Origin of the sequence: Thioclava sp. NG1, assembly GCF_003122275.1 — a bacterium.
Lineage (GTDB): Bacteria > Pseudomonadota > Alphaproteobacteria > Rhodobacterales > Rhodobacteraceae > Thioclava > Thioclava nitratireducens.
Genome location: NZ_QFBB01000001.1, coordinates 415,753 through 429,254, shown reverse-complemented (window position 1 = coordinate 429,254; position 13,502 = coordinate 415,753). Strand labels below are relative to the sequence as shown.

Genomic DNA, 13,502 nt, shown 5'->3' with positions numbered 1-13,502 from the left:
ATGTCGCTTGGTTCGCATATCACCGAACTTCGCAAGAAACATGAGGCTCTGTCGATGGAGGTAGAGCGCGCTGCGCGCAGACCCGGCGTCGACGATCTTGAAATCGCTCAGATGAAAAGGCAAAAACTTCGGCTGAAAGAGGAAATCCGCCGCCTCGAAACGGCCTGAGGGCCCTCCCACGAGTTTAACCGGGCCGTCCTTTGGGCGGCCCGTGTCATTATAACGGGGCCGTTCGAGAGGGCGCCTACTCAGGCCGAACCTTTCCGCGGTATCTCTTGCCCGGTCATGTCCGGCGGAGGGGGCGAGGCGCGCCGACCCCGACCGCCAAGCGCCGCCAGCCCCGCGCCCCCGGCGATCATCGCTGCCGCAATCAGCAGGGTCGGGCGCGCGCTCGCGATCCCTACGGCGACCAGCACCAGCGTCGAGACCAGCGGTGCCGCATAGGAAGCCGTGCCTAGCAGCTGAATATCGCCGCGCTTCACGCCAAGATCCCATGTGTAGAAAGCGAGCCCGACGGGCCCCAGTCCCAATCCGATCACCGAGGCCCAGCCGACCGCGCTTTGTGGCCAGATCGTTGGCTCCAGCGCCAGATGGGCGACGGCGGACAGCGCTGCGCTCGCCAGACAATAGACCGCGACCGCCGCCGTCGGCACCGCGCCGAAGCGCCGCGACAGCAGCGAATAGCTCGACCATGTCAGCGCGCAAATCAGCGCCAGCCCATAGCCGGGCAGCGCCTCCGGATCGGCGGAGATCCCGCCTCCCAGGATCAGCGCGGCGCCCCCGAAGGCCAGTATCGCGCCCGCGACATGCCAAAGGGTCAGCCGCTCGCCGGGCAGCAGCCCGGAAAACAGCACGATCAGCAACGGCCAGAGATAGGCAATTAGCCCGGCCTCGGCCGGAGGCGCGAGACGTAGCGCCGAGAAATACAGGAAATGATATCCGAAAAGCCCCGCGGTTCCGGCGAGATAGACCTTCCACGAGACATGCCGCAGTTGCCCTAGCGCGCCGGTCGCGAACAGCCAGATTATGCCCACCGCGCCGCCAAGGGCGAAGCACAGCGCGTTCAGCATCAGGGGCGGCACCGGATCCGATCCAACGGTGAACAGCGCCAGGAGCGCCCACAGCAACACTGCCGTGAACCCGATCGAAGTGGCCTTGCCGCGCGTCATCCTGCCCCCGCCAAAACAAAGAGGCCCGCAAAATGCGGGCCCCCGTCGAGAATGCCAAGAGGCGAAATCAGATGAAATACTGACCGCCATTCGCGGTGATCGTCGAGCCGGTGATGAAGCCCGCATCGTCGGAGACGAGGAACACCACGCAGCGCGCGATCTCTTCGGGCTCGCCCAGACGCCCGACCGGGATCTGGCCGATGATCGACTCACGCACCTTCTCCGGCACCGCCATGACCATTTCGGTTGCGATATAGCCGGGGCAGATCGCGTTCACCGTGATGCCCGCGCGGGCGCCTTCCTGCGCCAGAGCTTTGGTGAAACCCAGATCGCCCGCCTTCGCTGCCGAGTAGTTCGCCTGCGCGAACTGGCCCTTCTGGCCGTTGATCGAGGAGATGTTCACGACGCGGCCAAACTTGCGCTCGCGCATCTTCGTCCAGAGCGGATGGGTCATGTTGAAGATGCCGCTGAGGTTGGTGTCGATCACCTCGCTCCACTGCTCGCGGGTCATCTTGTGGAAGGGCGCGTCACGCGTGATGCCGGCGTTGTTGATCAAAACGTCGATCGGGCCGACTTCGGATTCGATCTGCTCGATGCCCGCCGCGCAGGCGTCGTAATCGGCGACCGACCACTTGTAGGTCTTGATCCCCGTTTCCTCGGTGAACTTGGCCGCAGCCTCGTCATTGCCGGCATAGTTCGCGACGACCGTGTAGCCCGCCGCCTGAAGCGCCTTCGAGATCGCCGCGCCAATGCCGCGCGATCCGCCGGTGACCAATGCAACTCTCGACATGATTCCTCCTCCAATGGATTACCCCTTGAAACGCTGTTACCGAAAATGACAAGAGCGCGCAACAAAGTTGCGCGCTCTTTTTGCAGATGCAGCATTTTTTTGCCGTTAGAGGCCTTCAATACACATTGCGACGCCCATGCCGCCGCCGATGCAGAGCGTGGCGAGGCCTTTTTTCGCGCCTTGGCGCTTCATCTCGAAGAGCAGGGTGTTGAGGATTCGCGCGCCGCTTGCGCCGATCGGGTGGCCGATGGCGATGGCGCCGCCGTTGACGTTCACCTTGCTGACATCCCAGCCCATATCCTTGTTCACGGCGCAAGCCTGCGCCGCGAAGGCTTCGTTTGCCTCGATCAGGTCGAGATCGGAGGCTTTCCAGCCCGCTTTTTCCAGCGCTTTGCGAGAGGAGGGGATCGGACCGCAGCCCATGATCGACGGGTCGAGGCCGGCAGTCGCGTAGGACGCGATGCGGGCCAGCGGCGTGAGGCCGCGCTTCTCGGCCTCTTCTTCCGACATCAACAGCACTGCTGCCGCGCCGTCGTTGATGCCGCTCGCGTTGCCCGCGGTCACCGAGCCGTCCTTGGTGAAGGCGGGGCGCAGCTTCTGCATGTTCTCGATGGTCGCGCCGTGGCGGATATATTCGTCCTGATCAACGACGATGTCGCCCTTGCGCGTCTTCACGGTGAAGGGTGCGATCTCGTCGGCGAACTTACCCGCCTTCTGCGCGGCTTCCGCCTTGTTCTGCGAGGCAAGCGCGAATTCGTCCTGCTGCTCGCGCGAAATCTGCCACTGGGTCGCGACATTCTCGGCGGTCTGGCCCATGTGGTAGCCGTTGAACGCGTCCCACAGCCCGTCCTTGATCATCGAGTCGATCATCTTCATGTCGCCCATCTTCTGGCCCGCGCGCAGATGCGCGACATGGGGGCTGAGCGACATGCTTTCCTGACCGCCGGCTACGACGATATCGGCATCGCCGCACATGATATGCTGGGCGCCGAGCGCAACGGTGCGCAGGCCCGAGCCGCAGACCTGGTTGATGGACCAGGCGGCGCTTTCGATCGGCAGGCCCGCGTTGATATGGGCTTGGCGGGCGGGGTTCTGGCCTTGGCCCGCGGTCAGCACCTGACCGAGGATCGTTTCGGACACATCGGACTTCTCGATCCCGGCGCGGGCGACGACGGCCTCGATCACGGCGGCGCCGAGGTCATGTGCGGGCGTATTGGCGAACGCGCCCAAAAACGAGCCGACGGGCGTGCGCGCGGCCGAGACGATGACGACATTGGTCATGGGATCCTCCTCATCACTTAAGCGGGCGCGAAAGCGCGTCCGTTCTGCTGCTGCGCAGCATGGCGGATGGAGGCGAGAGGTCAAGCTTAATCCCGTCGCTCGGGAAATTGTTAGCGCAAGTTTATTGCGCTTTCGCCGGGGTCATGCGCGCCTTCTCTGCGGCTCGGGCGTCTGGCTCCACGGAGGGTGGATCGTCGGCGCGCCAAAGTAATAGCCCTGCATGCAATCGATGCCGAGGCTCGCCAGATATTCGGCATCCTCCAGCGACTCGACCGCTTCGGCGATCGTGAACATCTCAAAATGGCGCGCTACATCGAGCAGCGATTTCGTCAACGCCTGATTGTCCGGATCGTGGGAGATGCCGCGAATGAACTGACCGTCGACCTTGATGATGTCGAAGTAGAAATCCCTAAGGTAGCGGAAGGAGGTGTAGCCCGCCCCGAAATCGTCGAGCGCGAAACTGACACCTCGGGCCTGCAGGTCCTCCATGAAGATGCTGACCAGCTCAGGCATTTCCATGGCCGAGCTTTCGGTAATTTCGAGTATGAGGCGATCGGCGACCGTTTCATCGAGTGCGAGGCCGCGATTGAGCACCTTGGTCCACGGCGCGTAGCCGATAGAGCGCGCCGACATGTTGACCGAAAGGCGCAGATCCGGTTGCCCGAGAAGCGCCTTTAAACCGAGTTCGAGCGAGAGGCAGTCGAGCTTTCGCCCGACCTCCGTGCGTTCGATCGCGTCCATGAAATCTTTGGCCGGGATAATCCGCCCGCGGTCGTCGAGCACACGGATCAGCCCTTCATAGAAGGCAGGACGGTCGGGACGACAGGTTTGGATTACGGGTTGAAAGGCCAGCATGACGTCGTGCCTATCGATCGCCGCGTGCACCATGGTAATGGACTGTCGTCTTTGCTCCGCAGCCGCGAAGCTCAGTGGGCTGTCTTCGTCACGATGCACGGGCATGGCTTTCGCGTTTCGAATCGTCATGTGCCCCTCCTTCACCTTCGCAACAAGCATCCCCGCAAGTGCCTAAGAAGCGGTAAAGAGGGGGAAAGGCATCGGACTCGTGGTTAACAAAAAATTCTTCTGCAGCGTTAAGCCGTTCGTAACCGCCGGTTGCCTAGGCTGAGTCTTGATGGAACAGAATGGGCGATAACGAAAATGGGGCAGCCGGAAATGCGCGGTACCAGCGAGGTGCCTTTCGCGCTGGAAGAATTGTTCTACTCGCGCACCGACACGCGCGGTGTCATCCAATCGGGTAACGAAATTTTTCGCCGCACCGCGGGCTTCGAGTGGTCCGAGATGATCGGTGCCCCGCATAAGATCGTGCGCCACCCCGATACGCCGCGCGCGGTGTTCCGGGTGCTGTGGGATGCGATCAAAGAGGGCTATCCCATGGGCGCCTATGTGAAAAACAGGGCGAAAGGTGGCGGTTGGTACTGGGTGTTCGCGGTCGTCATGCCAATCGAGCGCGGTTATGTTTCCGTCCGGCTGAAGCCGACGAGCGACCTCTCCGATCGGATTCATTCATTCTATCGCGAGCTCTCTGCGCGCGAGCGGGCAGAGGCCCTCGACCCGGGGGAGAGCGCGGGTCTGCTTCGCGATTTCGCAGAGCGTGGCGGCTACTCCAACTACACTGCCTTCATGGCCTATGCTCTGGCGCTTGAACTGACCGAACGGGATCGCCGCCTCGATCGAACTGCCGATGAGAATACGCGGATGCTGGCCGAGTTGAACACCGCGATGGGACGGCTAACGAAGGAACAATTCGGACTTTTGCGCAGTTTCGAGGCGCTGCAATCCGTGCCCAACAATATGCGGATTGTCGCTTCGCGGTTGGAACCATCCGGGGGGCCTGTGTCCGCAATCTCGGAAAATTACAAAGCCTCGTCTGCCGTTATTTCGGAACGGCTGCGCAAATTCGTCGCCGGCCGCGACAATCTTTGTGGCCAGATGGCCTACCAGGTTGCGCGCGCCGTGTTTCAACTAGGATGCGCTCGTGTTCTCAACGAGATGAGCGAAAATTTCATGGGCGAAGAGGCGCAGCCTAGCCAACCTCGCGAAGGTCATACCCGCGACGAGGAGCGCACATTACTTCAGTCTCTCGTCGTCAGGGGCACTGCCGATGCGAATGCCGCGATGCGCCAAGCGGCGGAACTCGCTGACGATATGATGGACCAAAGTCGAGATCTTCGTCGCCAGTTGCTCGGGCTCGACACGATCCGGGTTCTCGGGCGGGTCGAGTGCGGGCGCATGCGGGATACCAACGGTGGGCTCGCGGCCACAATAGACCAACTCGACAGCTTCCATGACGACATCAAGGGACGGCTCGAGGCTATCCTTTCTCTATCCGAAGAGATCGAGCATTGGTTAGGGCGCTACCTCCGAGCCGAAAGAACCGCGGCATGAGCGTGTCTTAGGGCTTATGGCTGTGCCATCACGGCCATGAAGCGTCCAGAGCGATGTGGCACTAGCAGTGCCACATCGCTCAAAGAAAATACGCGAGGTTTCGCGAAGCGCGGAGCCCACGGGGCGCCATCGGGTGTCCGAACGCATGCGCCATGTGAGGTGGAATGCGAAGTACAGTATATGCGAAGTACTGTATAAATGCGCAGCACAGCATCTACGAGAATACCGCGATGGCGCAGCGGTTCGCCTTAAACCACACGCGTCACGGCGTCATCGCGCCTCAATCCTCGTCGATCAATGCCTGAATGACCTTCTTCGCCTCGGGCGAATCCCATTCCGCCCCGCCGATCATTCGTGCAACCTCGTGGCCGTTTTTGTCGACCAGAACCGAAACCGGCAGTCCCAGCACTCCCATCGCGCGGGCGGCGAAATTGGCGTCGTCGTGGAAACGGGGCAAGACGTCTATGCCTTCCTTGTCGAAGAAGGCGGCGACTTTCTCGGGCGAGTTCGATCCGCCCGTGGCGATCGTCATCACCTGAAACCCATCTTCGCCGAACTCTTTTTGCAGCGCATTCAGCGAAGGCATCTCCTCGCGGCAGGGCGGACACCACGTCGCCCAGAAATTGATCAGCACAACCTTGCCTTCGAAATCTTTCATCGAATTCTCGTCGCCGCTTTCATCGGTCACCGTGAAGGGCGGCAGCGGCAGCGGTTCGTCATAGGTAACGAGGGATTCCATCTGCCCCGATTTAATCGCATCGAGATCCGCGGCCTGCGCAACATTTGCACCCAGCGCCAGCGCCGTATAAAGGACGAGAAACCGTAACATATAGCCTCCTAGCAAGGGCCTTCGACCATGACCGATCAGACCGACGAGAACAAGTCCTCCAACGCGATGTGGGGCGGGCGTTTCGCCGCGGGGCCTGATGCGATCATGGAGGCGATCAACGCCTCGATCGGGTATGATCAGCGGCTCTACGCGCAGGACATTCGCGGCAGCCGGGCCCACGCCGCGATGCTCGCTGCGCAGGGCATCATCAGCGACAAGGATGCCGAGGCGATCGGGGAAGGTTTGCTCACCGTCTTGTCCGAGATCGAAGCGGGCGGCTTTCCGTTCTCGACCGCGCTCGAAGACATCCACATGAATGTCGAGGCGCGGCTGAAAGAGGTCATTGGCGAACCGGCGGGGCGGCTGCACACGGCGCGATCGCGCAACGATCAGGTCGCGACCGATTTCCGCCTCTGGGTGCGCGAACAATGCGACGCCGCGATCTCGGGTCTCGACACGCTGATCCGCGCCGCGCTGACCCGGGCCGAGGAAGGCGCCGATTGGGTCATGCCCGGCTTCACCCATCTGCAGACCGCGCAGCCGGTGACTTTCGGCCACCACATGATGGCCTATGTCGAGATGTTCGCGCGCGACAAATCCCGGTTCACTGATGCGCGCAAACGGATGAACGAATCTCCTCTAGGGGCGGCGGCGCTTGCTGGCACAGGTTTCCCGATCGACCGTCATGCCACGGCCGAGGCGCTCGGTTTCGATCGGCCGATGGCGAACTCGCTCGACGCGGTGTCGGATCGCGATTTCGCGCTGGAGTTCCTGTCGGCCTCTGCGATTTGCGCGGTGCACATGTCGCGCCTAGCCGAAGAACTGGTGATCTGGTCCTCCGCGCAGTTCCGTTTCGTCGCGATGTCGGACAAGTGGTCGACGGGCTCGTCGATCATGCCGCAGAAACGCAACCCGGACGCGGCAGAACTGATCCGCGCCAAAATCGGACGCATCCTCGGGGCGTCGGTCGCGCTGTTCACCGTGATGAAAGGGCTACCGCTCGCCTATTCCAAGGATATGCAGGAAGACAAGGAACAGGTCTTCGACGCCGCCGACAACCTGATGCTCGCGCTCGCCGCGATGGCCGGGATGATCGGCGACATGACCGTCAATGCCGACAAGCTGGAGGCCGCGGCCTCGGGCGGGTTCTCCACCGCGACTGATCTGGCCGACTGGCTGGTGCGCGAGGCGGGGCTACCGTTCCGCGACGCTCACCATGTCACCGGTTCGCTGGTCGCGATGGCCGAGGAGCAGGGCTGCGATCTGCCCGATCTGAGCCTCGAGCAGATGCAATCGGTTAACCCGGCGATCACCGAGAGCGTGTTCGACGTGCTCGGGGTTCACAACTCGGTCGCCTCGCGTCAGTCTTACGGGGGCACCGCGCCCGATCAGGTGCGCGCGCAGGTCGCCCGCTGGAAGGAACTGCTTGGATGAACTTTGCGGTCCCTTTCGTGCTGATCGGCCTTCTTGGCGGCTGCGCCGCCGACCCGGCCTTGCATACGCATGTCGGCATCAATCGTGACGGCATCAAAGTCTATCCCGCCGCGACGGCGCGTGTCGGCATCATGACGCTGTCGGTGACTCCATGACCAAGACCCTGACCCTCGCCCTGACGCTTCTTCTTTCGCTCGCTGCCTGCGGTGTCGACGGCCCGCCCGTTCCTCCGTCCGAGGCGGACAGCGCGCAATCCCAGCAGGCTTCGGCCCAGTAATCGAGACCTCTCATGGATCATTTCCTTTATCGCGACGGCGTCCTTCATGCAGAGGATGTGCCGATCCCCGAGATTGCGGCGGCCGTGGGCACGCCGTTCTACGTCTATTCGACCGCCACGCTGGAGAGGCATTTCAAGCTGTTCGAAGAGGCGCTTGGCTGGACCGAACACCTGATCTGCTTCGCGATCAAGTCGAACTCGAACCTCGCCGTACTGAAGGTGCTGGGCGATCTCGGCGCGGGGATGGACGTGGTTTCGGGCGGTGAATATCGCCGTGCGCGGGCGGCTGGCGTGCCGGGCGAGCGGGTGGTGTTCTCGGGCGTGGGCAAGACCCGCGAGGAGATCGCCTACGTTCTCGAAAACGGCATCCGCCAGTTCAATGTCGAATCCGAGCCGGAGCTACTGGCGATTTCCGAGATTGCCGCGTCGATGGGCGTGACCGCGCCGATCGCGCTGCGGGTGAACCCGGATGTCGACGCGAAGACCCATGAGAAGATCGCGACCGGGAAATCCGAGAACAAGTTCGGCATCCCGATCGCCAAGGCGCGCGCGGTCTATGCCGAGGCTGCGAAGCTGCCGGGCATCGATGTCGTCGGCATCGATGTGCATATCGGCTCGCAGCTGACCGATCTGGAGCCGTTCGAGGCGGCTTTTCTGAAGGTCCGCGAACTGACCGAGACGTTGCGCGCGGATGGCCATGATATCCGTCGGCTGGACCTCGGTGGCGGCTTGGGCATTCCCTATGAGCGCTCTAACTCCGCGCCGCCGCTGCCCATCGAATACGGGCAGGTGATCCAGCGCACCGTGGGCGATCTGGGCTGCGAGATCGAAATCGAACCGGGCCGCCTGATCTCGGGCAATGCCGGGCTGCTGGTCTCCTCGGTGATCTGGCTGAAAGAGGGCGAGGGACGCGATTTCCTCATTCTCGACGCAGCGATGAACGACCTCGTGCGGCCCTCGATGTATGGCGCCTATCACGATATCGTCCCGGTGCTCGAACCAGAGCCGGGCACCGACTCCGCGCCTTACGACATCGTCGGCCCGGTATGCGAGACCGGCGACACCTTCGCCAAGGCGCGCAACCTGACGCCGCTGGGCCCGGGCGATCTGGTCGCCTTCCGCTCGGCGGGGGCCTACGGCGCGGTCATGTCGTCGGAATACAATTCCCGCCCGCTGATCCCCGAGGTTCTGGTGCGGGGGGGCGAATTCGCTCTCATTCGGGCAAGACCGAGCTTTGAGGAAATGCTCTCCCGCGATACGATCCCGGAGTGGCTCTGATCCGTAGGAAGGGAATCAGGGCCGACGGATAGGGAGAGAATGCCGGTCAGGAACTGGTTCAGCAAAGCTTCGCGCGATACCGCGACGAAGGAGGACGGGCAGGCCGCTCTGGCCCCGCTCGCCCGGCCTATTTTGCTGACTCATGCCGGGATGATCTTCGAGCGAGGGCTGGCCGCCTTCTGGCCGCTTCTCTCCGTTCTCGCGCTGATCGCCACCGCCATCGCCTTCGCGCTGCCCGCCTATCTGGGGCCGGGCGGGCGCTGGTTCTGGCTGGTCGCGCTGATCGCGTCGCTCGTGGCTTTGGGCTGGGGCGCGTGGCGGATGCGTTGGCCGCGCCGGACCGATGCGATCGCGCGTCTCGATGCGACGTTGCCGGGCCGCCCACTTTCCGCGCTGACCGACGAAATGGCGCTGGGGCAGAACGATCCCGCAGCCCGCGCGCTCTGGATGGCGCATCTGCGGCGCATGGCGAAAGCCGCGCAAGCCGCCCGCGCGCCGCGGCCGAAACCCGATCTCGCCCGCCGTGATCCTTATGCACTGCGTTTGACTGCGCTCACGGCCTTGGTCGTCGCGGTGATCTTCGGGGTGCCGCAGCGACTGTTGCATCCGACCGAGGGGCTGCCGACGCCTGCAGGCTCTGCCGAGGCCGCGATGGGACCGAGCTGGGAAGGCTGGGCCGCGCCGCCGCGCTATACCGGCAAGCCGGGGCTCTATCTGAACAAGGTCGAGGGCGACGAACTGATCGTGCCCGAGGGCACCCGTTTCTCGATCCGGCTGTACGGCTCGTCCGGCGCGATCGGCTTTTCCGAGAGCGTTTCGAATCCGGCCGCGCTGCCCGAACAGGGCGCGGCGCAGACCGCCAGCGGCATCGAGACCCACGAATTCGAAGCGGTCCGCGACGGGCTTTTGGAGTTCAAGGGCCCCGCCGCGCGCCGCTTCAACGTGGTGGTGCGCCCCGACGAGGCGCCCTCGGTCGCGCTGGCCGGTACCCCCGACCGCCGCGCCGATGGTAAGCTGAGCCTGCCCTTCACCGCGCAGGACGACTACGCCGTGACCAAGGGCCATGCGGTGATCTCGCTCGATCTGGCGAAGGTCGATCGCCGCTACGGTCTGCAGATCCCGCCCGAGCCGCGAGACGATCTGATCTATGATCTGCCGCTGCCGATTTCCGGCTCGCGCGCCGATTTCACCGAGAGCCTTGTCGAGGATGCCGCGAAGCATCCTTGGGCGAACCTGCCGGTGAAGCTTACGCTCGATGTCGAGGACGGGCGCGGCCAGACCGGCACCTCCGGCACGCAGGAAATCATCCTGCCCGGCAAGCGCTTCTTCGACCCGCTCGCCGCCGCGCTGATTGAGGTGCGCCGCGATCTGCTGTGGTCGCGCGACAACCGCGGCTATGCCGATCAGCTTCTCCGCGCGATCTCGAACCGGCACGAGGGCTTCATCAAGCGCGAGGAGGTGTATCTGATGATCCGCCTCGTGATCGGGCGGCTCGACGATCCCGACCTGTCCCCCGAGGCCCGCGACGAGATCGCCGAGGCGCTGTGGAAGATGGCGGAGCTTGTCGAAGATGGCGGCTTGGCCGATGCGTTGGCCGCGATGCAGAAGGCGCAGGAGAAGCTTTCCGAAGCGATCCGCAACGGGGCCTCCAAGGACGAAATCGCCAAGCTCATGCAGGAGCTGAAACAGGCCACCGACAATTACATCCGCATGCTCGCCGAACGCTCGCAACAGCAGGATCAGGGTCCGCAATTTGGGCAGCAACCGCAGCAGGGACAGCAGATAACCGGCGACCAGATCCAGCAGATGATGGACCAGATCCAGAAGCTGATGGAGGAAGGCCGGATGGCCGAGGCGCAGGAATTGCTCGATCAGCTCTCGCGGATGATGGAGAACCTCAAGGTCCAGCAGGGCCAGAACGGTCAGGGCGACATGCCCGGTGGTCAGGCGATGCGCGACATGCAGGACACCTTGCGCAAGCAGCAGGAGCTTTCGGACGACGCGTTCCGCGACCTGCAGGACCAGTTCATGACCCCGGAGGAGCGCCAGCAGCAGGCCGAGAACGGTCAGCAGGGCCAAGAAGGTCAGCAGGGCCAAGAAGGTCAGCAAGGGCAACAGGGTCAGCAGCAAGGTCAGCAGGGGCAACAAGGCCAGCAGGGTGAGCAAGGCCGACAAGGTCAGGGCCAGCAGCCCGGCAACCAGCCCGGCCAAGGCCAGGACGGACAAGCGCAGCGCGACGGCCAGGGGCAGGGCGACCAGCCCGGCATGAACGGCGGGCAGGGCGGTGTGGACGGCCAGAGCCTCGCGGATCGCCAACGTGCGCTCCGCCGCGAACTCGACCGCCAGCGCGGGCTGCTGCCGGGCTTTGGCAACGAGGCGGGCCAGCAGGCCGAGAAGCGTTTCGACGATGCGGGGCGCGCGATGGATCAGGCCGAGCAGGCCCTGCGCGAGGGGGACAATTCGGCGGCGATCGACCGTCAAGCCGACGCGATCGAGGCGCTGCGCGAAGGGATGCGCGCGTTGGGCGAGGCGATGCGCAACGAACAGGCGCGCCGCGACGGTCAGCAGCCCGGCCAGCAGGGCAATCAGCAGGCGGGCCAACCTGGACAACTCGGTGGGCGCGAGATGCCACGCGATCCGCTGGGCCGGGCGCAGGGCGAGGGCAACCAGCTCGGCACGGATCGTCAGATGCTCAACGGCGAGGATGTCTATCGCCGGGCGCAGGACCTGCTCGATGAAATCCGGCGCCGCTCGGCCGATCGTCTGCGCCCCGAGGAAGAATTGGATTACCTCAAGCGGCTGCTCGATCAGTTCTCGAATGCGGGCTGATGCCGGGCGCGCATAAGTTCAACTTATGCGCGGCGTCGAAATATTAGGAAAACTTATTCGGTGAAGCCGTCCGAGGCCGTCTCGGGCGAGAGGCGATGGGTGAGGATTTGGAGCTGGTCGTCGAGCCAGATGCGCCCCTCGTCCACCGCGACGACATATTGCGTCAGCGGCGATTTCAGCGCCGGGACCTTCGCTGCGATGTCCGGCGCGAAAGCATAGAGCAGCGCCAAGACCGCAGTCACGGCCATCACGAAGATGAAGCCCCGGCTGAAGCCAGAGCGACGGCGGCGCGCCATCTCCGGCGAGAATTCGGCGACGCTGTCGCCTTCGCGATCGGAGGTCGCGGTGAGGGTCGAATTGATCTCGTCGATATCGGGCAGGCGTTCGCGCCCGCGGATCGTCTGCAGGTCCTCATCGTCCTCGCCGAGCAGGTCGGCCACGCGATCTTCTTCGCGCTCGGCGTCGGGATCGCGGAGGTCGGAAAAATCCTGTGCGCGTTTGCGACGGCGCGCCAGATCGGCGGCGGCGGCCTCTGCGGCGCGTTCAGCATCTTCGCTGGTTTCGCGTTCTTCGAGGTTCAGCTCCTCTTGCGTCTGCAATTCGCTCGAGCCTTCGGCGCGGCGCTGCGCGGCTTCGCGCTCGGCCTCTTCGCGCAGGATCGACAGGAGCCCGTCATCGAGCGGTTTGCGCGGTTTGGCCCCGACGCGCGGGGCGGGGCCTAGGCCCGGCTCGTCCTCGTCATCTTCCTCGGCCTCCGGCGCCGCGACCATCGCCGCGACGGCTGCATCGGTATCATCGTCGCTTTGCTGCGTCACCACCGGCTCGGGCTCGGGCAGATGGGTCGCCGTGTCGTGGCTGGGTTGCTGTTCGGGCTCCGGCATCGGCGCGGGCTCGGACGGCTCCTCGGTCGCCTTTGAGGCAACGGGCGCCTCTGTCTCGGCTCGGGAGGTTTCGGGTTCTGAGGCCGTTTCGGTGTCGGGATCCGGATCCCAGCCTGCCGGCGGGGCCGCAGGGCCTGTCGGGTCGCTGTCGGCAGAGAGCATATCCTTGCTCGGCTGGAACCAGCCATGCCCGCAATTGGAGCATTGCACATCCCGTCCGCCGTCTGGGATGACGGCGTCATCCACTTCGTATTGCGCACCGCAATTGGGGCAAACCAACCGCATATTGTCCCATCCCTGCCCGTGTTGGCGTTTTGCCGTTCTGGCC

The 13,502-nt window shown here is 63.9% G+C and carries 13 protein-coding genes; 7 read left to right on the top strand and 6 right to left on the bottom strand.

The window, feature by feature from the left end; all coding sequences use genetic code 11:
• Nucleotides 1-168 carry a YdcH family protein gene (locus DEM26_RS02030; protein WP_075773960.1) on the top strand — a complete coding sequence of 56 codons (168 nt, stop codon included), beginning with the start codon at nucleotides 1-3 and terminating at the stop codon, nucleotides 166-168.
• Between the two features lie 80 nt (nucleotides 169-248).
• Here DEM26_RS02030 and yddG read toward each other — a convergent pair whose 3' ends face one another.
• The 4 genes from yddG to DEM26_RS02010 all read right to left on the bottom strand — a co-directional run bounded on the left by yddG (nucleotide 249) and on the right by DEM26_RS02010 (nucleotide 4,200).
• The gene (gene yddG, locus DEM26_RS02025) at nucleotides 249-1,169 is read right to left on the bottom strand and encodes an aromatic amino acid exporter YddG (RefSeq protein WP_088725444.1); all 921 of its coding nucleotides are present in this window, start codon (nucleotides 1,167-1,169) and stop codon (nucleotides 249-251) included.
• A 67-nt stretch (nucleotides 1,170-1,236) separates the two neighbouring features.
• Nucleotides 1,237-1,959: a beta-ketoacyl-ACP reductase gene (locus DEM26_RS02020; protein WP_075773961.1), complete on the bottom strand. Its 723-nt coding sequence runs from the start codon at nucleotides 1,957-1,959 to the stop codon at nucleotides 1,237-1,239.
• Between the two features lie 105 nt (nucleotides 1,960-2,064).
• The gene (locus DEM26_RS02015) at nucleotides 2,065-3,240 is read right to left on the bottom strand and encodes an acetyl-CoA C-acetyltransferase (protein ID WP_075773962.1); all 1,176 of its coding nucleotides are present in this window, start codon (nucleotides 3,238-3,240) and stop codon (nucleotides 2,065-2,067) included.
• Between the two features lie 141 nt (nucleotides 3,241-3,381).
• Nucleotides 3,382-4,200: an EAL domain-containing protein gene (locus DEM26_RS02010; protein WP_109171671.1), complete on the bottom strand. Its 819-nt coding sequence runs from the start codon at nucleotides 4,198-4,200 to the stop codon at nucleotides 3,382-3,384.
• A gap of 198 nt (nucleotides 4,201-4,398) precedes the next feature.
• Between DEM26_RS02010 and DEM26_RS02005 the strand changes: the two genes are divergently transcribed.
• The gene (locus tag DEM26_RS02005) at nucleotides 4,399-5,646 is read left to right on the top strand and encodes a PAS domain-containing protein (RefSeq protein ID WP_109171590.1); all 1,248 of its coding nucleotides are present in this window, start codon (nucleotides 4,399-4,401) and stop codon (nucleotides 5,644-5,646) included.
• Between the two features lie 280 nt (nucleotides 5,647-5,926).
• Here DEM26_RS02005 and DEM26_RS02000 read toward each other — a convergent pair whose 3' ends face one another.
• On the bottom strand, nucleotides 5,927-6,475 hold the full coding sequence (locus DEM26_RS02000) for a TlpA family protein disulfide reductase (protein WP_088725445.1): 549 nt from the start codon (nucleotides 6,473-6,475) through the stop codon (nucleotides 5,927-5,929).
• Between the two features lie 27 nt (nucleotides 6,476-6,502).
• On the opposite strand from DEM26_RS02000, the gene argH reads away from it, so the two are divergent.
• Genes argH through DEM26_RS01985 form a run of 5 tightly spaced genes read left to right on the top strand, consistent with a single transcriptional unit; the run spans nucleotide 6,503 to nucleotide 12,293 of the window.
• Nucleotides 6,503-7,909: an argininosuccinate lyase gene (gene argH, locus DEM26_RS01995; protein ID WP_088722305.1), complete on the top strand. Its 1,407-nt coding sequence runs from the start codon at nucleotides 6,503-6,505 to the stop codon at nucleotides 7,907-7,909.
• Complete coding sequence (locus DEM26_RS20295; protein ID WP_157771608.1) at nucleotides 7,906-8,064, top strand: hypothetical protein; 159 nt, start codon at nucleotides 7,906-7,908, stop codon at nucleotides 8,062-8,064. The genes argH and DEM26_RS20295 overlap by 4 nt, the downstream gene beginning before the upstream one ends.
• Nucleotides 8,061-8,186: a hypothetical protein gene (locus DEM26_RS20785; RefSeq protein ID WP_255415012.1), complete on the top strand. Its 126-nt coding sequence runs from the start codon at nucleotides 8,061-8,063 to the stop codon at nucleotides 8,184-8,186. Before DEM26_RS20295 ends, DEM26_RS20785 begins: the two co-directional genes overlap by 4 nt.
• A gap of 12 nt (nucleotides 8,187-8,198) precedes the next feature.
• Nucleotides 8,199-9,464: a diaminopimelate decarboxylase gene (lysA, locus tag DEM26_RS01990; protein WP_088719544.1), complete on the top strand. Its 1,266-nt coding sequence runs from the start codon at nucleotides 8,199-8,201 to the stop codon at nucleotides 9,462-9,464.
• Nucleotides 9,465-9,503: 39 nt separating this feature from the next.
• Nucleotides 9,504-12,293 (top strand): DUF4175 domain-containing protein, encoded by a 2,790-nt coding sequence (locus tag DEM26_RS01985; RefSeq protein ID WP_233242993.1) that lies wholly within the window; start codon nucleotides 9,504-9,506, stop codon nucleotides 12,291-12,293.
• Between the two features lie 53 nt (nucleotides 12,294-12,346).
• On the opposite strand, the gene DEM26_RS01980 is transcribed toward DEM26_RS01985, so the two are convergent.
• Nucleotides 12,347-13,459, bottom strand: a complete 1,113-nt coding sequence (locus tag DEM26_RS01980; protein WP_109171589.1) for a zinc-ribbon domain-containing protein — start codon at nucleotides 13,457-13,459, stop codon at nucleotides 12,347-12,349.
• Nucleotides 13,460-13,502 lie beyond the last annotated feature (43 nt).

Bases quoted from the DNA above. Each gene is read 5' to 3' on its own strand.
- DEM26_RS02030 (WP_075773960.1), top strand. From the start codon at position 1: ATGTCGCTTGGTTCGCATATCACCGAACTTCGCAAGAAACATGAGGCT.
- yddG (WP_088725444.1), bottom strand. From the start codon at position 1,169: ATGACGCGCGGCAAGGCCACTTCGATCGGGTTCACGGCAGTGTTGCTG.
- DEM26_RS02020 (WP_075773961.1), bottom strand. From the start codon at position 1,959: ATGTCGAGAGTTGCATTGGTCACCGGCGGATCGCGCGGCATTGGCGCG.
- DEM26_RS02015 (WP_075773962.1), bottom strand. From the start codon at position 3,240: ATGACCAATGTCGTCATCGTCTCGGCCGCGCGCACGCCCGTCGGCTCG.
- DEM26_RS02010 (WP_109171671.1), bottom strand. From the start codon at position 4,200: ATGCCCGTGCATCGTGACGAAGACAGCCCACTGAGCTTCGCGGCTGCG.
- DEM26_RS02005 (WP_109171590.1), top strand. From the start codon at position 4,399: ATGGGGCAGCCGGAAATGCGCGGTACCAGCGAGGTGCCTTTCGCGCTG.
- DEM26_RS02000 (WP_088725445.1), bottom strand. From the start codon at position 6,475: ATGTTACGGTTTCTCGTCCTTTATACGGCGCTGGCGCTGGGTGCAAAT.
- argH (WP_088722305.1), top strand. From the start codon at position 6,503: ATGACCGATCAGACCGACGAGAACAAGTCCTCCAACGCGATGTGGGGC.
- DEM26_RS20295 (WP_157771608.1), top strand. From the start codon at position 7,906: ATGAACTTTGCGGTCCCTTTCGTGCTGATCGGCCTTCTTGGCGGCTGC.
- DEM26_RS20785 (WP_255415012.1), top strand. From the start codon at position 8,061: ATGACCAAGACCCTGACCCTCGCCCTGACGCTTCTTCTTTCGCTCGCT.
- lysA (WP_088719544.1), top strand. From the start codon at position 8,199: ATGGATCATTTCCTTTATCGCGACGGCGTCCTTCATGCAGAGGATGTG.
- DEM26_RS01985 (WP_233242993.1), top strand. From the start codon at position 9,504: ATGCCGGTCAGGAACTGGTTCAGCAAAGCTTCGCGCGATACCGCGACG.
- DEM26_RS01980 (WP_109171589.1), bottom strand. From the start codon at position 13,459: ATGCGGTTGGTTTGCCCCAATTGCGGTGCGCAATACGAAGTGGATGAC.